Origin of the sequence: Bradyrhizobium sp. 157, assembly GCF_023073815.1 — a bacterium.
GTDB lineage: Bacteria > Pseudomonadota > Alphaproteobacteria > Rhizobiales > Xanthobacteraceae > Bradyrhizobium.
This window is the reverse complement of record NZ_JADPKF010000065.1, coordinates 1-18,106: the sequence shown is the minus strand read 5'-3', so window position 1 is coordinate 18,106 and position 18,106 is coordinate 1. Positions and strand designations below refer to the sequence as shown.

Below are 18,106 nucleotides of genomic sequence, written 5' to 3'. Positions count from 1 at the left end.
TTGGCTCGCTTGCCACGTAAATTTCGTGCTCTAACCGCTTGCCGAACCGCGGATTTTGCTGCTGTGCGGCGGGCCTACCGCGAAGGTGCGCGCTGCCTCTCATGAGCGATCGTCACACCAACGGGACCGGCAATGCCGAGCCGGTCTATGCCGACATCGACGCCGCCACGCGGCGCTTGATGATGGCGCTCGATGCGCTCGAGGCCGCGGCCGAACGGCGGCGCGACGCCGACCGCGACGAGAACGAGTTGGCGAGCCGGATCCAGGCGCTCGGCGCCGATCGCTCGCGCCTTGCCGACGAACTCGACGGCTCGCTGGTGAAGACGCGGCGGCTGGAGCGCACCAACCGCGAGGTATCAGAAAAGCTGGATGCCGCAATCGGCACCATCCGTGCGGTGCTCGATGCCGACGCCGGGGAGAGTGAATGAGTCACATCAACGTCACCATCAATGGCCGGCAGTACCGCATGGCCTGCGAGGAAGGGCAGGAGGTGCGGCTGCTCAAGCTCGCCGAGAGCCTCGAATCGCGGGTCGGAGAGCTGCGCGGCAAGTTCGGCGAGATCGGCGACGCGCGCCTCACCGTGATGGCCGCGCTCACCGTATGCGACGAACTGCTGGATGCCAACGCGCGCATCCGCGCGCTGGAGGGCGAACTCGAAACCCTGCGCAACGTTCGCACCGCCGCCGCCGACCGCGCCAAGGCTACCCAGGTCGCCGTCGCCAATGCGCTCAACGCCGCCGCCGACCGCATCGAAAAAACCACGCAGGTCATCAACCGCACCATCGGCAGCGGCGTCGCGATCGGGTGACGTGCTTCTTACCCTCCCCTGGAGGGGTCGAGACGAGCGAAGCTCGCTCTTGGGTCGCCGCGCAGCGGCGGGGCGGGGTGACAGACTATCGCCGTCGGCGGTGCTTCAGTTGAAACGCCTCTGCCTCACGCGACCCATACACCTCCACGTAAATCTTCTCCATGACCGCGTTGAGATCACTAGTAACGTCCGAATTCCAGAAGCGGATAACGCGATAACCTTCCTGCTCCAGCCAAGCCTGCCTCTTGTTGTCTTGCTCGGCGGTCGTGTCCTCGTTGTGATGTCCGCCATCAAGTTCAATGATGAGACGCCTTGCCGGACAGAAAAAGTCCACGACGTAAGAACCGATCGGCGCCTGACGCCGGAAATGTGTGCCTTCCATCGGCAGCTCTTTCAAAGCACGCCAGAGGAGCCGCTCATGCGGCGTGGTATTCGCCCGCAGTTTCTTCGCTGCTGCGCGGCGGATTGCTGTTGAACCATATCGGTCCTCGCTCGCGGATAGATCACCCCACCCCGTTCGCATCGGACGATGCTGCGTATCGCCCGGTACGAACGACCCTCCCTCCAGGGGAGGGTTAATTGGAGCGCAATCTTAGCGCGAGTGCAACAAGCCACCTCGAAAGTCGCCGTTGGTTGACTGGCCCGCTCTCACGCCTTGGGGAGGGATAAAGGAAAGCTAACCGCTGGCGGATTCGGTCGGTAACGCTTACATTGCATCCTGCGAGGCTGCGTCGTGCGTCAGGAGCCATATATCCCCGGGGCCTTATCGATCCTTTAGGGAACTGTCCCTGGCCGGGTCCGTGGATCCGGACATATGGTGCCCACCTACTTTCGTAGGGAACTCCGGGATCGAGTGCTTCAACGGCGTTCGCGGCCTCGCACTTTTGTTTTGTTCGTTGCGTGCATGTTTGTCATCCCGCGCACGTTCGTCATACCCCGCGCATGCGGGGTATCCAGTACGCCGCGGCCCTGCAGTTGAGCACCAGCGTCTCTGGATACTGGATCATCCGCCTGCGCGGATGATGACGGAACGAGCCCCTGCATGACGGCAACCCTGTCGAAAGCCGAGTTCCGCACCGCCGCGTTGGCGAAACGCGATGCGTTGAGCGACGAACAACGCGCCGCCGCGGCGCTAGCCATGGCAAGGCAAGGCGTGCCGTTTGCGATTCTGCCCGGCATGGTCGTCTCCGGATACTCGCCGATCCGCAGCGAGATCGATCCCGCGCCCTTGATGCGCAAGCTCGCCGAGCAGGGCGCAAGGCTCGCGCTGCCGGCGGTGCTGTCGCGTGGCAAATCGCTCGCGTTTCGCGCGTGGTCGCCTGATGATAGGCTGATGATGGGGCCGCTCGGCATTCTCGAACCATCGCCGGCGGCGGCCGAACTCGTGCCCGATATCATGCTGGTGCCGCTGGCGGCGTTCGATCGTGCCGGCCACCGCATCGGCTATGGCGCTGGGCATTACGACTTCACGCTCGCCCACTTGCGCAAGGCAAAGACCATTACGGCTGTCGGCACCGCCTTTTCCGTGCAGGAAATAAAAGCCGTTCCCGCGCTGCCGCACGACGTGGCGCTGGATTATGTGCTAACGGAAAAGAAAGTGTTCGATTTCCGGAGCTGAACTTTGCGTATTCTCTTCGTTGGTGACGTGGTCGGCCGAGCAGGGCGCGCCGCAGTCGCGGAACATCTGCCCGGCATGATCAGGGACTGGGCGCTCGACCTCGTCGTCGTCAATGGCGAGAATTCCGCCGGGGGGTTCGGCATCACCGAGGTGATCTATCAGGAACTGCTCGACGCCGGAGCGGATGCCATCACGCTCGGCAATCACGCCTGGGATCAGCGCGAGGCGCTGGTGTTCATCGAGCGCGCGCCGAAACTGATCCGGCCTGCGAACTACCCAAAGGGTACGCCGGGCCGGGGCGCGGCACTGGTCGATACCAAGAACGGCAAGCGCGCGCTCGTTATCAACGCGATCGGCCGCGTCTTCATGACGCCGTTCGACGATCCCTTCGCGGTGCTTAATCAGGAGCTCGAAGCCTGTCCGCTGCGCGAGGCGGCGGATGCGATCGTGGTCGATTTCCATGGCGAGGCGACGAGCGAGAAACAAGGCATCGGCTATTTCTGCGACGGCCGCGCCAGCCTCGTCGTCGGCACGCACACCCATGTGCCGACTGCCGATCATCAGATCCTCGCCGGCGGCACCGCCTACATGACAGACGCCGGCATGACCGGCGACTATGATTCTATCATCGGCATGCAGAAGGAAGAGCCGCTGCGGCGATTCACGACGGGTATCCCGTCGGCCCGTTTCGAACCGGCCGCAGGGGTGGCGACACTCAGCGGTGTCGCGGTCGAGACCGATGATTTAACCGGCCTCGCGCTGCGTGTTGCGCCGGTGCGGGCCGGCGGCAGGCTTGAGCCGGCCGTGCCGGCGTTTTGGGCGTGAGCCCGCGCGGGATTCAATTGAACTGGACCACCTTGTCGAGCGTGATCGGCAGGTCGCGCACGCGCTTTCCCGTCGCATGATAAACCGCGTTGGCGATCGCCGCCGCCACGCCGACGATACCGATTTCGCCGAGGCCCTTGATGCCGAGCGGGTTGACGATCTGGTCCGGCTCGTCGACGAAGATCACCTTGATGTCGTGCACGTCGGCATTCACGGGCACATGGTATTCGGCGATATTGGCGTTCATGACGCGTCCGAAACGATGGTCGAACAGCGTTTCCTCGTGCAGCGCCATGCCGATCCCCCAGACCACGCCACCCATGACCTGGCTGTGGGCGGTCTTCGGGTTGAGGATGCGGCCGGCGGCGACGGCATTGACCACGCGGGTTACGCGGACAACGCCCAGTTCTTCGTCGATCTTGACCTCCGCGAAGCTCGCGGAATGGACATTGCGTGCGTGAGACTTGTCTTCGTCCACCTTGTTGGTTTCCTCGCGCGTGATGCGCTCGGCCTTGCCGGACTGCATCGCACTGGCAATCGAGACCGCACGGGTCGCATCCCGCTTGCTGACGATCTTGCCATCGATCAGCGCGACGTCGTCCACGCCGGCGCCTGCCAGCGGCGAATCCTTCGTCCGGACCGCAAGCTTCACCAAGTCGCCGCGAACCGCGCGGGCGGTATTGGCAATCGCGTTGCACACTGAGGCCGCGATCCACGATCCGCCTTCCAGCGGACATTGCGGCAGCGTGGAATCGCCGAGCTTGACGGTGATATTATCGATCGGCAGGCCGAGCGTGTCGGCCGCGACCTGCGCCATGATCGTGTAGGTGCCTGTGCCGATATCGGAGGCTGCGGTCGCCACTTCCGCATGGCCGTTCGCCGTCAGCACGATACGGACCGTGGCGGGCATCTGCAAAGCTTCCCATACGCCGGACGCCATGCCCCAGCCGACGAGTTCGTTGCCGTCCCGCATCGAGCGCGGCTCCGCGTTGCGCTTGTTCCAGCCGAACGCCTCGGCACCCTGCCGGTAGCACTCACGCAATTGCTTGCTGGTATAGGGAAGGTCCTCGCCCTGATGGCGATCGGAATAGCATTGCAGCCGCAGTTGCACCGGATCGGTCTTGAGGGCGATGGCGAGTTCGTCCATCGCGCACTCCAGCGCATAGACACCAGTCGCAGCGCCCGGCGCCCGCATGTCACAGGAGGTCGGCAGATCAAGCTTCACCAGTCTGTGCTCGAATTCTGCATTCGGACTCTTGTAAAGCAGATTGCCCCAGCCGGTGTCGTTGCGCGCGAATTCCTCGAACCGCGAGGTCACGGCGATGGCTTCATGTTGCATTGATTCCAGCGTGCCCTCACTGTTGGCGCCAAGTGCAAGCCGTTCGATGCTCGCCGGCCGGTAGCCGAGTGCATACATCTGTGCTCTCGTCAGCATGACACGAACCGGGCGTTTGAGTGCCTGCGCTCCCAGCACCGCCAGTACGACCTGATATTGCGGGCGCAGGCCCGCGCCGAAGCCGCCGCCCATATAGGGCGACATCACGCGCACTTCGTCCGGCTTCATCTTGAACACGCCGCAAAGATACTTTTGCACGTTCTGCACGCCTTGCGTCTTGTCGTAGACGGTGAGCCGACCGTCTTCCCAAATCGCGGTCGAGGCAAACAATTCCATTGGATTGTGGTGCTCGGTCGGAATGAAATATTCTGCCGCATGGCGCACAGCGGCGGACGCAAACGCCTTTCCGGCATCACCGCGCGACCTCTCCGGACTGTTGATCGCAAAGGCGCGGGCGCGCTCCGCGTGCAGATCGGTGACGTGCGGCTCCTTCTGGAATTCGATCCTGACCTGCGAGGCGGCGACGCGCGCCGCTTCCCAATCCTCCGCCAGCACAAGCGCCAGCGGTTGTCCGGTGAAATGAACCTTTTCGTCGTAGAGCGGGCGATAGGGCGAGCCTTCCTCCGGCGCGACTTCGTCCTTGTAGGCGTCATCCTTGTCGGCCATTGGAGGCCGGTTCTGATGCGTGAGCACGTCGATCACGCCATCAACGCCCAATGCCCCGCTGGTGTCGATGCGCACGATCCGCCCCTTCGGTATCGTCGACTCGATGACATAGCCATGGACCAGGCCGGGGACGTTGAAATCGCCGGCATATCTGGCTTCGCCGGTAACCTTGGCCTTGCCGTCGACGCGGGATGTCGCGGTTCCGATATAGCTTGCCATGGCGTTCACCGTATTTTCTTGTCGGAGACCGATTGCGGCGTGCCTCGCGCGGCCTGACTGAGTGTCCGCACGATGGCGCGTCGTGCCAAGCCAATCTTGAAATCGTTGTGCCCGTAGCCCCTAGCGCCGTGCAGCAGCCAATCCGCGGCCTTCGTGAATGCAGCCGCGTCGGCGCGTTGTCCGAGCAAAGCCGCTTCGGCCGCCGAATTGCGCCACGGTTTGTGCGCAACGCCGCCAAGCGCCAGGCGCGCCTCCTTGATCGTGTCGCCGTCGAGTTCGAGCGCCGCCGCCACCGATACCAGGGCGAACGCATAGGAGAGGCGATCGCGGATCTTCAGATAGGAATAGTTCGCGCTAAAGCCCTTCGGCGGCAGTTCGATCGCCGTGATGATCTCGTCGGGCTCCAGATTGGTATCGCGCTGCGGCGTGTTGCCGGGCAGGCGATGGAAATCCGCAAATGCGATGGTGCGCGGTCCGGCCGGGCCTACGACATGCACGATAGCTTCAAGCGCTGCGAGCGCTACGCACATGTCGGACGGATGCGTCGCGATGCAGGCTTCGCTCGTGCCGAGGATTGCATTGATGCGGTTGACGCCATCGATCGCCGAGCAGCCGCTGCCTGGCTCGCGTTTGTTGCACGGCGTCGCTGTGTCGTAGAAATAGAAGCAGCGCGTCCGCTGCAAAAGGTTGCCGCCGGTCGAGGCCATGTTGCGCAATTGCTGCGACGCGCCTGATAGTATCGCGCGCGAGAGCAGTGGATAGCGCTCTTCGATCATCGGATGGTAGGCGAGGTCGGTGTTCGGCACCATCGCGCCGATCAGAACGCCGCCGGCGGACGTTGGCTCAACGCTCCTGAGCGGCAGGTGCGAAATATCGATCAGCCGGCTCGGCCCCTCGACGTCATATTTGATCAGGTCGATCAGATTGGTGCCGCCCGCGATGAATTTTGCCGAAGGGTCCGTCGCGATCTGCTTGATGGCATCGGCGACGTCGTTGGCGCGCGCATATTGGAAGGGGGTCATGATCGCTCCATCGCCTGCTGGATCGCCGCCACGATGTTCGGATAGGCGCCGCAACGGCAGATATTGCCGCTCATGAGTTCGCGAATCTCGTCGGCCGTTTTTGCCTTGCCCTCGGCGATCAGCCCGGTGGCGGAGCAGATCTGGCCCGACGTGCAGTAGCCGCACTGAAATGCATCGTGATCGATGAAGGCCTGCTGCAGCGGATGCAGCTCACCGTCGCGCGCAAGGCCCTCGATGGTGATGATTTCGGCGCCTTGTTGCATCACCGCCAGCGTCAGGCAGGAGTTGATCCGCCGCCCGTCGACCAGAACGGTGCACGCGCCGCATTGTCCGTGGTCGCAGCCCTTCTTGGTGCCCGTCAGGTCGAGATGATCGCGTAGCGCGTCGAGTAACGTCGTCCACGGGGCGACCGTCAGTTCCATACGGTTGCCGTTGACGGTCAGCCTGATCGGAATTTTGTCCGGCACGGTGACCGTCCGCGCCGCACGCTTTGCTGTGCCAGATCGGGCCATTTTGACCTCCGCCTGCTGATCTCCGCCTGCCTTTGGCTGGTGCGCGAGGATGCTGCGCGGGGATGATCCAGCCTGCTTGATTTGGCGCGCTGAGGGAGCCCGTCAGCCGCGGTTCCAAGCCTGCCTATAACGAGTTCGAACAAGGAAGGTTCAGGGCGAAAGCGGGATAGGCGCACCCGCTCCACGGCACGACTTTCGGGCAGCCATCCGCGCAATCACGCGAAAAGACGCGCGCAATTTGATGCGATGTGCGCCGATCAGGGCGGCTGTGGTTACAGCCGGTAGGCCGTGCGGAAGCCGCCCCAGTGGCGGCCTTTGACGCGGATCGGCACGTCGATCTCGCGCATCATCACCATTTTGCCGTTGCCCATGTCGCGGGCATAGCTCTGGATCAGATAGGCGCGCTGGTTGCGCCCTGCGGCAAGTCCGGCCGGATCATTGAAGATGCGGCGGTTGCGGCTGTTGGCAGTGTTCCAGGTGACGTCTCCCGGCCGCTGCGGGTGCGAATAGATTTTGTTATGGACCGGCAAATAGCCGTTGGTGTCGATCATGGCGCAGAACGCCATCCGCGGATCCTTGGCGAGGAACGCTTCCTGGAACGCCGGCAACGCTCGATCGGCCCAATCCAGGATCTTGGTGCGATATTGCACCGGGTTGGTGCCGGCTATCTCGACATAATTGGTATCGAACATCTCTTCCATCGATATGGCGCCGCTATCGATTCCGTTCTCGAAAATCTTCTTCAGCGCCGCGCCGGCTTCCATCGCCCGGGTGACCGCCTCGGTGTTGTCGTCCTGGATCGACCACAGCTTGTCTTCGATCTTCTCGGTCAGCGCGGCATTCGTCCGCTCGAATCGGGCCTGCGTGCCGGCCTTCGAGCGCTCGCCGATGCGAATGCGGCAGGCGCCGATGTCCTGCAGCGTCGCCTCAAAACTCTGGCCCTGCGCGAGCCTTTCGGCGTCTGGGCCGCTGACCAGGATGCCGTCGATCGAAATCTCATAGACCGGTGCCGAAATCACGCCGCGCGGCGTCTGGATTTCGATCTTGAGGCTGCAGGGCAGCTTTTGCTGTTCGCGGCGCCCCGTGCGCTCGCCTTCCTTTTCTCCTTGCCGCAACAGCACCGCGCAACGCGCCTTGAGCTTCTGCGCAAACGCGGTGACGGCCCGTCCGGCCTTGGCGACGCTTTCGCCATGGACCTCGGCCTCCTTGGTCGCGCTGTCGATTTCGGCGGCGCTGGCGCCGACGGAAGCGATGAAGCTCGAAGCGGAGGCCGCATTGTCGGCCATCTCGCCGGTGGTTGCGTTCTGCTCGGCGACCGCGCCGTTGACGTTCTCGAACACCGGGCGGATCGCCTCGATCGCCTGGGTGATGCGATGCACGGCGTCGACCGAGCCCGCAGCATCCCGCTGCAGCGCCTCGATCTTCTTGGTGATTTCCTCTGTCGCGTTCTGGGTCTGGACCGCGAGCGCCTTCACTTCCGTGGCGACGACGGCAAAACCGCGCCCGGCCTCGCCGGCGCGTGCGGCCTCGATGGTGGAATTGAGCGCCAAGAGCGTGGTCTGCCGCGCGATCTGCGCGATCAGGTTGACGACGTTACCGATCGCGGCCGACGATTCCCTCAGGCGGTCGACATTGACGCTGGCTTCGCGGGCGGCCTCACTGGCCTGGTCGGCGAGCTTGCCGGCGTCGCGCACCTGGGAGCCGATCCCTTGGGCAGATTGGGTGAACTTGTCGGCGGCGTATGAAAATGTCGTCGCGGTGGCCTGTGCAGCGCTGGTGCGGCTCGTCAGGGCGTCGGTGCGCTGGCGAATGGTGGAGAGCGTCGCAGCGGTCGCTTCGGCGCCGCCGGCGACCGAATTGGCCGCGCGCTCGAGCTGGCGGATCATCGCGCCGAGTTCGAGTTCCAGAAGTTCGAGAATGGCCTTGGCCGACTCGCCATCGCCCGAAGCGGCCTCGGCCACGGCGGCGGCCGGCTGAACCGCCGTTTGAGCCGCCGTTTGAACCTCGGGCTGGACGGCAGGCAAAGCCGGTTCCGCCACCTGCTTTTTGAACAAACCGAAGGCCATGAAGTCTCTCAAAAGTTGAGGACGGTTGCGAAATCCTCTCATCCGAGCATGAAGTCATGGTTAACAACTGCCTGTTTTTCCCGTAGGCGCGCCCTACTTTAGTGGGCGAATCGGCCGTAAATCTTTGATTTCAGCCGATTGCCGGCCTATAAGGCCGCGCTTCACCCCTACATCCCCGGGACGAATCCAAGAGACCTCGCATGGCCGGCCATTCCCAATTCAAGAACATCATGCACCGCAAGGGCCGGCAGGATGCCCAGAAGTCCAAGCTGTTCAGCAAGCTGGCGCGCGAAATCACCGTTGCCGCCAAGTTGGGAACCCCGGACCCCGCCATGAACCCCCGGCTGCGCGCGGCGGTGATCGCGGCGCGCCAGGAGAACATGCCGAAGGACAATATCGAGCGCGCCATCAAGAAGGCGATCGGCGGCGAGAGCGAGAGTTATGACGAGATCCGCTACGAGGGCTACGGCCCCGGCGGCGTCGCCATTATCGTCGAGGCGCTGACCGACAACCGCAACCGCGCCGCCTCCGACATCCGCTCCTACTTCACCAAATCAGGTGGCAATCTCGGCGAAACCGGCTCGGTCGCCTTCATGTTCGACCGCACCGGCATCATCGAATATGACGCCAGCAAGGCCTCCGACGACGCGATGCTGGAAGCCGCGATCGAGGCCGGCGCCGACGACGTGGTCTCAAGCGAAAGCGGCCACGAGATCTACGCCTCGCAGGAAACCTTCCGCGAGGTTGCGAAAGCCCTGGAAGCCAAGTTCGGCGAAGCCCGCAAGGCAGCGCTGACCTGGAAGCCGCAAAACACGGTCGCGGTCGACGACGAGACCGGCGAGAAGCTGTTGAAGCTAATGGACCTGTTGAACGAGCACGACGACGTGCAGAACGTCTACGCCAATTTCGAGGTCTCCGACGCGCTGGTCGCCAAGATGGGCGGGTAGCGGCTTCCGTTTCCCGGACGCAGTGCAGCGCGTGAGCGCTGCTCTGCAGAGCCGGGACTCATGTCTCAGCAAATACCTAACCGACCGATGGGCCCCGGCTCTGCGGCGCACCACTTCGCGGTGCGCCGCGTCCGGGGCACGCACCAACCGCATTCGCGGGGATTTCCGTTCTCTTTATGTTTCGTTCATCCGGCTCTGGCGTTATCACTACGCCATGACATCCCCACCGATTCGCCATCCCGTCCGGATTATCGGCATCGACCCCGGCCTGCGCCGTACCGGCTGGGGCGTGATCGAGACCGAGGGTAACCGCCTCGTGTTCATCGGCTGCGGCTCGGTGGAGCCGCCGGACGATCTGCCCATAGCGAGCCGCCTGCTCGCGATCCATGAGGGGCTCGCCGCCGTGCTCGGCGATTTCAGGCCGGCGGAAGCCGCGGTGGAGCAGACTTTTGTGAACAAGGACGGCGTCGCGACGCTGAAGCTCGGCCAGGCCCGCGGCGTTGCCATGCTGGCGCCCGCCATGTTCGGCATATCGGTTGCGGAATACGCGCCCAATCAAGTGAAGAAGACCGTGGTCGGCGCCGGCCACGCCGATAAGAACCAGATCGCGGTGATGCTGAAAATATTGCTGCCGAAGGCCGAGCCCAAATCCGCCGACGCCGCCGACGCGCTGGCGATTGCGATTACCCATGCCCACCATCGTCAGGGTGCGGCGCTGCGGCTGAAAGTGGCGAGCGCATGATGAACTGCCGCCGCGTAATGCCAAGTGAGGAGAGCACGCTGGTCGGGCTCCCTCCCCCCTTGCGGGGGAGGGTCGGGGAGAGGGGTAAGCCCCGGGCTCCGATCGAAGAAATGCGGGGACAACGTATCAAAGAGAAAATGGATGAGGACGCGAGCCGTGTCCTTGCTTTACGTCAGGCGATCGAACGAGCGGCACCCCTCTCCCTAACCCTCCCCCGCAAGGGGGGAGGGAACCCGTCCGCTGGTGCGTCCCTGACTTATGAAGACGTCGAAGGGGACATTGGCGTCGGAGCCGGGACGTCCCAATGATCGGCAAGCTCAAAGGTCTGATCGATTCCTACGGTGAGGATTACGTGATCCTCGACGTTGGCGGCGTCGGCTATCAGGTGCATTGCTCGTCGCGGACGCTGCAGGCGCTGCCGTCGCCCGGCGAGGCCGCGGTGTTGTCGATCGAGACCTATGTCCGTGAAGACCAGATAAAGCTGTTCGGCTTCCGCACCGACACCGAGCGCGAGTGGTTTCGTCTGCTGCAGACCGTGCAGGGCGTCGGCGCCAAAGTCGCGCTGGCGGTGCTCTCCACGCTGCCGCCCGCCGAACTCGCCAACGCCATCGCGCTGCGCGACAAGGCCGCAGTATCGCGCACGCCCGGTGTCGGGCCAAAGGTCGCCGAGCGCATCGTCTCTGAATTGAAGGACAAGGCGCCGGCGTTCGCTAATGTCGATCCTGCCGTGGTGCATCTAGCCGGCGCCATCGACAGCGACCGCGCGCCGCGCCCGGTCACCGACGCGATTTCCGCGCTGGTCAATCTTGGTTACGGCCAGCCGCAGGCGGCTGCCGCGATCGCCGCCGCCTCGCGCAGCGCCGGCGAGAAAGCCGAGACCGCGCAATTGATCCGGCTGGGCCTGAAGGAACTGGCGAAATAGACTATGTTCGCCACTGACTGTCGAAGGAACGCGTTGCTGCCATGTTGAGCGAGAAAGACCAGGAACTAATTGCCGCCGCGATTGACGCGATCAGGCCGCGTTATCGCAACAAGTGGCAGGAGGTCGGCGCTGCGATGCGCACCCGCGACGGCCGCATCGTCACTGGCGTGAATATCGATGCCTATATCGGCCGGATCGCCGTCTGCGCGGAGGCGATCGCCATTGGGCGCGCCATCACCGAAACCGGCGATCGCGGCATTGAGACCATCGTCGCCGTGCGCCATCCCAAGCCGGACGAGCCCGGCAGTATCGCCGTGGTATCGCCCTGCGGCATCTGTCGCGAGCTGATCCACGATTACGATGCAAAGGCGCGGGTCATCGTTCCCGACAATGGCCGCGAGCCGAAGGTCGTCACCATCGGCGAGCTTTTGCCGAACAAGTACCGGAGGGGCAACGGGTGAACACCCCCTCCCGCATCGTTACCCCCGAGCGCCGTTCCGACGATGTCGGCGACACCGCGCTGCGCCCGCAACTACTGGCCGAGTTCGTCGGCCAGGCGCAGGCGCGCAAGAATCTCTCGATCTTCATCGAGGCCGCGCGCAAGCGCGGCGAGGCGCTGGACCACGTGCTGTTCGTCGGTCCTCCCGGCCTCGGCAAGACCACGCTGGCGCAGATCGTGGCGCGTGAACTCGGCGTCGGCTTTCGCGCCACTTCCGGTCCCGTCATCGCCAAGGCCGGCGATCTCGCGGCGCTATTGACCAATCTCGAAGAGCGCGACGTGCTCTTCATCGACGAAATCCATCGCCTCAGCCCCGCGGTCGAGGAAGTGCTCTACCCCGCGATGGAGGATTTTCAGCTCGACCTCATCATCGGCGAGGGGCCGGCGGCGCGCTCGGTCAAGATCGATCTTGCAAAATTTACGCTCGTGGGCGCCACGACGCGCGCAGGGCTGTTGACCAATCCGCTGCGCGACCGTTTCGGCATTCCGATCCGGCTTAACTTCTACACCGAAGAAGAGCTGGAGAAGATCGTCAGCCGCGGCGCCCGCGTGCTCAATATCGGCATGACGCCTGACGGCGCCAACGAAATCGCGCGCCGCGCCCGTGGCACGCCGCGCATCGCCGGGCGCCTGTTGCGCCGCGTACGCGATTTTGCTTCCGCGGCCGACGCCAGCTCGGTCGATCGCGCCATCGCTGACCACGCGCTGAGCGCGCTGGAAGTCGATGCCGCCGGCCTGGACGCGATGGACCGCCGCTATCTCACCACGATCGCGATGAATTATGGCGGCGGCCCGGTCGGCGTCGAGACCATGGCGGCGGCGTTATCGGAGCCGCGCGACGCCATCGAGGACATCATCGAGCCGTATCTTATCCAGTGCGGCTATTTGCAGCGCACCCCGCGCGGGAGGCTGCTCACCTCGCACGCCTTCCGCCACCTCGGGCTTGCCGAGCCCGCCCGCGATCCCGCGCAGTTCGGCTTGTTTGGCAACGGCGATAGCGACGACTGAGCGTTCGAACCCGATCCTTCCAGCGGTGCACTAAGGGCAAAAATGGTCGGCGCGCCTGCTGGTGACAAGCTGCTGGAGGACTGCTGACGTTCTGCACAAACGTACCCCAATTCGGGCTCAATCCGCTACCATGTTAGCGCTGCATCACGATTGGATCACATGTTAACACGCCGTCATTTCTTGAAGTCCATGGGTGGCCTGGGGGCGTTGGGCGTCTCGACCACCGCTTACGGGTTCAGCGCGCCGGTCGTCCGGCTTCGCGTCGTGCGGTACAACCTTTCACCGCCGCAATGGCCGGCTGGTCTCAAGCTCAGAATCGCCGCCATCGCCGACCTCCACGCCTGCGATCCCTGGATGTCGCTCGATCATATCGGTGAGATCGTCGAACGCACGAATGCGCTCAAGCCTGACATCGTCGTCATGCTCGGCGACTACGTGGCCGGGCATCGCAAGGTGACGCGCTTCATTCCCGATGCCGAATGGGCGGGAGCGTTGGCCGGATTGAAGGCGCCGCTCGGCGTGCATGCGGTGCTCGGCAATCACGACTGGTGGGAAGACAAGGAAGTGCAACGCGAAGGGCAGGGACTGCCGAGCGCGGGCCGTGCGCTGGAGGCCGCCGGCATCCCCGTGTACGAAAATGATGCGAAGAAGCTCAGCAAGAATGGTCATTCGTTCTGGCTCGCGGGTCTTGGTGACCAACTCGCCTATGTGCCGGCCCGCCGCTTCAGGCCGCTCAAGCGGATCGGCGTCGACGATCTCGGCGCGACGCTGGCGAAGATCACCGACGATGCGCCCGTAATTCTGATGGCGCATGAGCCCGACGTCGCGCGCCGCGTGCCCTCGCGCGTCGCGCTGCAGCTCTCCGGGCACACCCATGGCGGCCAGGTCCGGATGCTGGGGTGGTCGCCGATCTCGCCGTCCGGACAGCAGCTCGCCTACGGCCACGTCCGCATGAATTGCGATGTCGTCGTTTCCGGCGGCCTCGGCTGCAGCATCATGCCGTTCCGTCTCGGGGTGCCGCCGGAGATCGTGCTGGTAACGGTTGGGGCGACGAGGCCGGCGGTGGCATAGCGTTCCTCGCAGCGCTTGCGCGCCGCGCCGATTTTGCGCAAAAGCAGGGCTTTCCAGCGCGATCAGGAACCGCAAGTGGCATTACCCAATCTCGATGGCGAGATCCGCGACGGCCGCCATCACATGCAGGTCCGTGTCTATTACGAGGACACCGATTTCTCCGGCATCGTCTACCACGCCAATTATCTGCGCTTCATGGAGCGCGGGCGCACCAACCATCTGCGGCTGATGGGCGCCTCGCAGCACGCGCTGTTCGAAGAGGCGCAGGAGGAGACGCCCGGCTTTGCCTTCGTGGTGCGCTCGATGCAGCTCGACTTCCTGCGGCCGGCGCGGATGGACGACGTGCTCGACGTCGTGACATGGCCGGTCGCGGTGAAGGGCGCCTCGATCATGCTGGCGCAGGAGGTGCGGCGCGGCGGTGACGTGCTGGTCAAGGCCGAGGTGCGCGTCGCCTTCATCAGCGAGGGCAAGGCGCAGCCGATCCCGAAATCGCTGCGGCTGTTGATGAAGGCCGATCTGGCCCCGAGTAAATCTTCGGATTGACTCTCTGTACCGATCGGTACAATCTCCTCCGGCAATCATTCCGGAGAAACCTCATGTCGCGTCCACCGCTGCCGCCGTTCACCCGCGAAACTGCCGCCCAAAAGGCGCGCATGGCCGAGGACGCCTGGAATTCGCGCGATCCGGTCCGGGTGTCGCTGGCCTATACCGAGGACAGCCGCTGGCGTAACCGCTCGGAATTCTTTGAAGGACGGGAGGCGATCGTCGAATTCCTCACCCGCAAATGGGCGAAGGAGCACGACTATCGGCTGATCAAGGATCTCTGGGCGTTCGATCAGAACCGCATCGCGGTGCGCTTTCAGTATGAGTGGCACGACGGTTCCGGGCAGTGGCATCGCTCCTACGGCAACGAGCAGTGGGAGTTCGACGAACACGGCCTGATGCGGCGGCGCGAGGCCAGCATCAACGATATCGCGATCGACGAGAGCGAGCGGCGCTTCCACTGGCCGGCTCCGGGGCCGCGACCCGCGGATGTCGCGGGACTGAGCGAAAATCCACTGTGATCGGATGCTGAAAAGAGGCGTCGAACGGGGAGAGGTACTGCGCGCGCTCGGCGAGGTGTTTCGCGCCCATGGCTACGAGGGCGCCTCGCTGACGCTGATCACGGAGGCCACCGGGCTCGGCAAGGGCAGCCTCTATCATCTGTTCCCCGGCGGCAAGGAGCAGATGGCCGCCGAGGTGCTGGCCGAGATCGACGGCTGGTTCGAACTCCATATCTTCGCGCCCTTGCGCAGCGCCGATGATCCCGCGCGCGCCATCGCTGCGATGATCGCGGGCGTCGATCAATATTTCCACTCGGGCGATCGCGTCTGCCTGGTCGGCATGGTGGCACTCGGCTCGGCGCGCGACAGTTTTGCCGAAGCGGTCGATGGCTATTTCGCGCGCTGGCAGACAGCGCTCGCCGCGCTGTTGCGGCGATCCGGGTTGACGAACAGCCAAGCGCAGCGGCGCGCCGAAGACGCGCTACTTACCATTCAGGGCGCGCTGGTGCTGGCACGGGCGCGGGACGACGCCGCGATCTTTCGACGGGCGTTGACGGACCTGACGAAGCGCTTGTTGGCAGCGGAGTGACGACTTGCGTTCCCCGGATGCTGCGCAGCGCGTAAGCGGTGCGCGGCTATTCCGGGGTCCACTGCACGCCGCGAAATGGATCCCGGCTCTGCGGTGCATCACCGAAGAGGTGCTGCACCGCGTCCGGGACACGAGTCTTCGTTACGCCGCCGCCTTATGCCGCGCCAGTTCGGCCTTGTAGAGTTCGAACTCCTCGGCGACCGCTTTCGCAATGCTGCGGCGTGCGCGCAGCCGCTCGTGATAGGCCTTCACGTTAGGCCACTTCGCCAGTTCGATCGGCGGCGTCGCCATCGTCCAGTTGATGATGGTGACGAGATAGGCATCCGCGACGCTGAAGTGATCGAGCAGGAATTCGCGGCCCTTCAGGTAGTTCTCGAGATAGTCGAGACGCGACAGATTCTTGTTCAGCGCATAAGTCTTTGCGTCCTGCGGCGCCGTCTTGTCTAGCAGCGGCACGAACAGCGCCTTGTGCAGTTCGGTGCCGATGAAGCACAGCCATTGATGCAGACGGCTGCGCTCCTCAGCCGAGTTGGCCGAGATGCCAGCGCCCGGAAAGTGATCGGCGACATATTGCAGGATCGCCGCGTTCTCCGTCAGCACCGTCCCGTCGTCGGTACGCAGCGTCGGCACCAGCCCGAGCGGATTGACAGCGCGGAAATCCGAGCCGTCCTTCTGCACCACTTTGGTCTTGGGATCGACCTCGAGATAGTTGGCGTCAGCGCCGGCTTCGTACAGCGCAATCCGGGTCGCCAGCGAGCAGGCGAGCGGCGAGAAATACAGGTCCATGATTTGCCTCCTTGGCGGTTGATCAATCGGCCGGCGTTCAAAGCGGGCAGGATTGATTTTTATACTGTTCCGCATAATATGGATCCGGTCAAGGAATTGTTTGCGAAATGGTACAAAAAGGGAAGAAGCCTCCGATCCCCCAGATCGATACCCCGATCCCGCCCAAGCGGCGGGGCCGCCCGCGCGCCTATGAGCCGGGCGTGGCGCTCGGCAAGGCGCTCGATCTGTTTCGCAAGGATGGCTTTGCGGCGACCTCGCTCGACGATCTCTCCGCCGCCACCGGCATGAACCGGCCGAGCCTCTATGGCGCGTTCGGCGACAAGCGCGAACTCTTCATCAAGAGCTACCGGCGCTATCGCGACGACGCGCGGGCCGCGATGGGGGACATCTTCAGGAACGAACTGCCGATCCGAAAGCGCCTGGAACGGATCTATGCGGTGGCGCTCGACATCTATCTGTCCGGCGAATCCGGCCCGCGCGGCTGCTTCACGGTGATGACCGCGGCTTCCGAGGCGGTGCATGACCCCGATATCCGCGCGATGGTGCTGGAAGGCTTTGCCGAGCTCGACAAGGCTTTTGCGGCCTGTTTCCGGCTCGCCCAAGAGAAGGGCGAGCTACCGGCGAGCGCCGACGCGACCGTGCTGGCGCAACTTGCCTCCGCCACCATTCACACCATCGCCATCCGCGCCCGCGCTCAGGTGCCGCGTAAGGAACTGGAGGCAATTGTCAACGGCGCGATCGACGTGATGTGCGGGGCGGCGAAATAGCTTTCGGTCGTTCCGGCGAAAGCAGGACGAGATCTTTTTGCTGCCCGTGTCGGTTTTCGGCGTCCTCATTCGTCCTCGTGACGTGTCCAAAATCAGGAGCCCAGAAATGACCGAGCCCGTCCAGATCGTCACCCCTCATCTCGTTGTCCGCGACGCCAACGCCGCGCTTGAATTCTACAAGAAGGCGCTCGGCGCCACCGAAACCCTGCGGATGCCGGCCGAGGACGGCAAGCGGTTGATGCATTCGGAAATTCGCATCAACGGCGCGCGTATCTTCGTCATGGACGACTTTCCCGAGCACCGCGGCTCCCATGGCGTCGACGCGGTATTTCCGCCGGATCAGATCAAGGGCACCTCAGTCACCATGCATCTCGAAGTCGAGAACTGCGATGCGGCGGTGAAGCGTGCCCGTGACGCCGGCGCCACCGTGACGCTGGAGCCATGGGATTCGTTCTGGGGTGACCGCTATGCTCGCATCATGGACCCGTTCGGCCATTCCTGGAGCTTTGCGCACAGGCTGCCGGCGAAGGGGTGAGGGGCTTCCGCACTCTCCGTCATTGCTGTGCATGTTCACTAATTCGCTGATTGGATCGCTCCACTGGAGGACGATCCAATGCGCGATAACAGCTACGACCGGACGATTGAACGCAACTATCTGCA

At 63.9% G+C, this 18,106-nt stretch carries 21 protein-coding genes and 1 other RNA gene; 16 read left to right on the top strand and 6 right to left on the bottom strand.

Annotation, left to right across the window (positions count from 1 at the left end):
- Positions 1 to 101: 101 nt before the first annotated feature.
- Complete coding sequence (locus IVA95_RS13745; RefSeq protein WP_213254056.1) at positions 102 to 428, top strand: DUF4164 domain-containing protein; 327 nt, start codon at positions 102 to 104, stop codon at positions 426 to 428.
- Entirely contained in the window at positions 425 to 808 is a 384-nt protein-coding gene (locus IVA95_RS13740; RefSeq protein WP_028349229.1) for a cell division protein ZapA, read from the top strand. The genes IVA95_RS13745 and IVA95_RS13740 overlap by 4 nt, the downstream gene beginning before the upstream one ends.
- A gap of 85 nt (positions 809 to 893) precedes the next feature.
- On the opposite strand, the gene IVA95_RS13735 is transcribed toward IVA95_RS13740, so the two are convergent.
- Entirely contained in the window at positions 894 to 1,331 is a 438-nt protein-coding gene (locus tag IVA95_RS13735; protein ID WP_247510969.1) for an endonuclease domain-containing protein, read from the bottom strand.
- 197 nt (positions 1,332 to 1,528) lie between these two features.
- Here IVA95_RS13735 and ssrS point away from each other — a divergent pair.
- From ssrS to IVA95_RS13720, 3 genes are all read left to right on the top strand, one after another.
- Positions 1,529 to 1,689, top strand: a non-coding RNA gene (gene ssrS, locus IVA95_RS13730) — 6S RNA.
- A 161-nt stretch (positions 1,690 to 1,850) separates the two neighbouring features.
- Complete coding sequence (locus IVA95_RS13725; protein ID WP_247510968.1) at positions 1,851 to 2,426, top strand: 5-formyltetrahydrofolate cyclo-ligase; 576 nt, start codon at positions 1,851 to 1,853, stop codon at positions 2,424 to 2,426.
- A gap of 3 nt (positions 2,427 to 2,429) precedes the next feature.
- Positions 2,430 to 3,251 (top strand): TIGR00282 family metallophosphoesterase, encoded by an 822-nt coding sequence (locus tag IVA95_RS13720; protein WP_247510967.1) that lies wholly within the window; start codon positions 2,430 to 2,432, stop codon positions 3,249 to 3,251.
- A 13-nt stretch (positions 3,252 to 3,264) separates the two neighbouring features.
- On the opposite strand, the gene IVA95_RS13715 is transcribed toward IVA95_RS13720, so the two are convergent.
- The 4 genes from IVA95_RS13715 to IVA95_RS13700 all read right to left on the bottom strand — a co-directional run bounded on the left by IVA95_RS13715 (position 3,265) and on the right by IVA95_RS13700 (position 9,072).
- A complete protein-coding gene (locus IVA95_RS13715) occupies positions 3,265 to 5,472 on the bottom strand; it encodes a xanthine dehydrogenase family protein molybdopterin-binding subunit (protein ID WP_247510966.1) in 2,208 nt (735 codons plus the stop codon).
- Between the two features lie 5 nt (positions 5,473 to 5,477).
- A complete protein-coding gene (locus IVA95_RS13710; protein WP_247510965.1) occupies positions 5,478 to 6,494 on the bottom strand; it encodes a xanthine dehydrogenase family protein subunit M in 1,017 nt (338 codons plus the stop codon).
- Entirely contained in the window at positions 6,491 to 7,006 is a 516-nt protein-coding gene (locus IVA95_RS13705) for a (2Fe-2S)-binding protein (protein ID WP_247510964.1), read from the bottom strand. The genes IVA95_RS13710 and IVA95_RS13705 overlap by 4 nt, the downstream gene beginning before the upstream one ends.
- Positions 7,007 to 7,278: 272 nt before the next feature.
- Positions 7,279 to 9,072, bottom strand: a complete 1,794-nt coding sequence (locus IVA95_RS13700; RefSeq protein WP_247510963.1) for a methyl-accepting chemotaxis protein — start codon at positions 9,070 to 9,072, stop codon at positions 7,279 to 7,281.
- A 200-nt stretch (positions 9,073 to 9,272) separates the two neighbouring features.
- Here IVA95_RS13700 and IVA95_RS13695 point away from each other — a divergent pair, with 200 nt between their 5' ends.
- From IVA95_RS13695 to IVA95_RS13655, 9 genes are all read left to right on the top strand, one after another.
- A complete protein-coding gene (locus IVA95_RS13695; RefSeq protein ID WP_065743088.1) occupies positions 9,273 to 10,019 on the top strand; it encodes a YebC/PmpR family DNA-binding transcriptional regulator in 747 nt (248 codons plus the stop codon).
- A gap of 214 nt (positions 10,020 to 10,233) precedes the next feature.
- Positions 10,234 to 10,761, top strand: coding sequence for a crossover junction endodeoxyribonuclease RuvC (gene ruvC / locus IVA95_RS13690; RefSeq protein ID WP_247510962.1), 528 nt, complete (start codon positions 10,234 to 10,236; stop codon positions 10,759 to 10,761).
- 304 nt (positions 10,762 to 11,065) lie between these two features.
- Positions 11,066 to 11,683: a Holliday junction branch migration protein RuvA gene (gene ruvA, locus IVA95_RS13685; protein ID WP_247510961.1), complete on the top strand. Its 618-nt coding sequence runs from the start codon at positions 11,066 to 11,068 to the stop codon at positions 11,681 to 11,683.
- Positions 11,684 to 11,724: 41 nt separating this feature from the next.
- Positions 11,725 to 12,144, top strand: coding sequence for a cytidine deaminase (locus IVA95_RS13680; RefSeq protein WP_065726757.1), 420 nt, complete (start codon positions 11,725 to 11,727; stop codon positions 12,142 to 12,144).
- A complete protein-coding gene (gene ruvB, locus IVA95_RS13675; RefSeq protein ID WP_065752077.1) occupies positions 12,141 to 13,190 on the top strand; it encodes a Holliday junction branch migration DNA helicase RuvB in 1,050 nt (349 codons plus the stop codon). The genes IVA95_RS13680 and ruvB overlap by 4 nt, the downstream gene beginning before the upstream one ends.
- Positions 13,191 to 13,349: 159 nt before the next feature.
- Positions 13,350 to 14,261, top strand: a complete 912-nt coding sequence (locus IVA95_RS13670; RefSeq protein WP_247510960.1) for a metallophosphoesterase — start codon at positions 13,350 to 13,352, stop codon at positions 14,259 to 14,261.
- Positions 14,262 to 14,336: 75 nt separating this feature from the next.
- On the top strand, positions 14,337 to 14,804 hold the full coding sequence (gene ybgC / locus IVA95_RS13665; RefSeq protein ID WP_247510959.1) for a tol-pal system-associated acyl-CoA thioesterase: 468 nt from the start codon (positions 14,337 to 14,339) through the stop codon (positions 14,802 to 14,804).
- A 53-nt stretch (positions 14,805 to 14,857) separates the two neighbouring features.
- A complete protein-coding gene (locus tag IVA95_RS13660; protein WP_247510958.1) occupies positions 14,858 to 15,325 on the top strand; it encodes a nuclear transport factor 2 family protein in 468 nt (155 codons plus the stop codon).
- Positions 15,326 to 15,329: 4 nt separating this feature from the next.
- Positions 15,330 to 15,893 (top strand): TetR/AcrR family transcriptional regulator, encoded by a 564-nt coding sequence (locus IVA95_RS13655; protein ID WP_247510957.1) that lies wholly within the window; start codon positions 15,330 to 15,332, stop codon positions 15,891 to 15,893.
- A 141-nt stretch (positions 15,894 to 16,034) separates the two neighbouring features.
- Here the strand turns inward: IVA95_RS13655 and IVA95_RS13650 are convergent, their stop codons facing one another.
- Entirely contained in the window at positions 16,035 to 16,679 is a 645-nt protein-coding gene (locus tag IVA95_RS13650) for a glutathione binding-like protein (RefSeq protein WP_247510956.1), read from the bottom strand.
- Between the two features lie 107 nt (positions 16,680 to 16,786).
- Between IVA95_RS13650 and IVA95_RS13645 the strand changes: the two genes are divergently transcribed.
- The gene (locus tag IVA95_RS13645; protein ID WP_247510955.1) at positions 16,787 to 17,446 is read left to right on the top strand and encodes a TetR/AcrR family transcriptional regulator; all 660 of its coding nucleotides are present in this window, start codon (positions 16,787 to 16,789) and stop codon (positions 17,444 to 17,446) included.
- A gap of 106 nt (positions 17,447 to 17,552) precedes the next feature.
- The gene (locus tag IVA95_RS13640) at positions 17,553 to 17,981 is read left to right on the top strand and encodes a VOC family protein (protein ID WP_247510954.1); all 429 of its coding nucleotides are present in this window, start codon (positions 17,553 to 17,555) and stop codon (positions 17,979 to 17,981) included.
- The last annotated feature ends 125 nt before the right edge of the window (positions 17,982 to 18,106 follow it).

Coding starts and splice junctions, on each gene's coding strand:
- IVA95_RS13745 (WP_213254056.1), top strand. CDS start 102: ATGAGCGATCGTCACACCAACGGGACCGGCAATGCCGAGCCGGTCTAT.
- IVA95_RS13740 (WP_028349229.1), top strand. CDS start 425: ATGAGTCACATCAACGTCACCATCAATGGCCGGCAGTACCGCATGGCC.
- IVA95_RS13735 (WP_247510969.1), bottom strand. CDS start 1,331: ATGCGAACGGGGTGGGGTGATCTATCCGCGAGCGAGGACCGATATGGT.
- IVA95_RS13725 (WP_247510968.1), top strand. CDS start 1,851: ATGACGGCAACCCTGTCGAAAGCCGAGTTCCGCACCGCCGCGTTGGCG.
- IVA95_RS13715 (WP_247510966.1), bottom strand. CDS start 5,472: ATGGCAAGCTATATCGGAACCGCGACATCCCGCGTCGACGGCAAGGCC.
- IVA95_RS13710 (WP_247510965.1), bottom strand. CDS start 6,494: ATGACCCCCTTCCAATATGCGCGCGCCAACGACGTCGCCGATGCCATC.
- IVA95_RS13705 (WP_247510964.1), bottom strand. CDS start 7,006: ATGGCCCGATCTGGCACAGCAAAGCGTGCGGCGCGGACGGTCACCGTG.
- IVA95_RS13700 (WP_247510963.1), bottom strand. CDS start 9,072: ATGGCCTTCGGTTTGTTCAAAAAGCAGGTGGCGGAACCGGCTTTGCCT.
- IVA95_RS13695 (WP_065743088.1), top strand. CDS start 9,273: ATGGCCGGCCATTCCCAATTCAAGAACATCATGCACCGCAAGGGCCGG.
- ruvC (WP_247510962.1), top strand. CDS start 10,234: ATGACATCCCCACCGATTCGCCATCCCGTCCGGATTATCGGCATCGAC.
- ruvA (WP_247510961.1), top strand. CDS start 11,066: ATGATCGGCAAGCTCAAAGGTCTGATCGATTCCTACGGTGAGGATTAC.
- IVA95_RS13680 (WP_065726757.1), top strand. CDS start 11,725: ATGTTGAGCGAGAAAGACCAGGAACTAATTGCCGCCGCGATTGACGCG.
- IVA95_RS13670 (WP_247510960.1), top strand. CDS start 13,350: ATGTTAACACGCCGTCATTTCTTGAAGTCCATGGGTGGCCTGGGGGCG.
- IVA95_RS13660 (WP_247510958.1), top strand. CDS start 14,858: ATGTCGCGTCCACCGCTGCCGCCGTTCACCCGCGAAACTGCCGCCCAA.
- IVA95_RS13655 (WP_247510957.1), top strand. CDS start 15,330: ATGCTGAAAAGAGGCGTCGAACGGGGAGAGGTACTGCGCGCGCTCGGC.
- IVA95_RS13650 (WP_247510956.1), bottom strand. CDS start 16,679: ATGGACCTGTATTTCTCGCCGCTCGCCTGCTCGCTGGCGACCCGGATT.
- IVA95_RS13645 (WP_247510955.1), top strand. CDS start 16,787: ATGGTACAAAAAGGGAAGAAGCCTCCGATCCCCCAGATCGATACCCCG.
- IVA95_RS13640 (WP_247510954.1), top strand. CDS start 17,553: ATGACCGAGCCCGTCCAGATCGTCACCCCTCATCTCGTTGTCCGCGAC.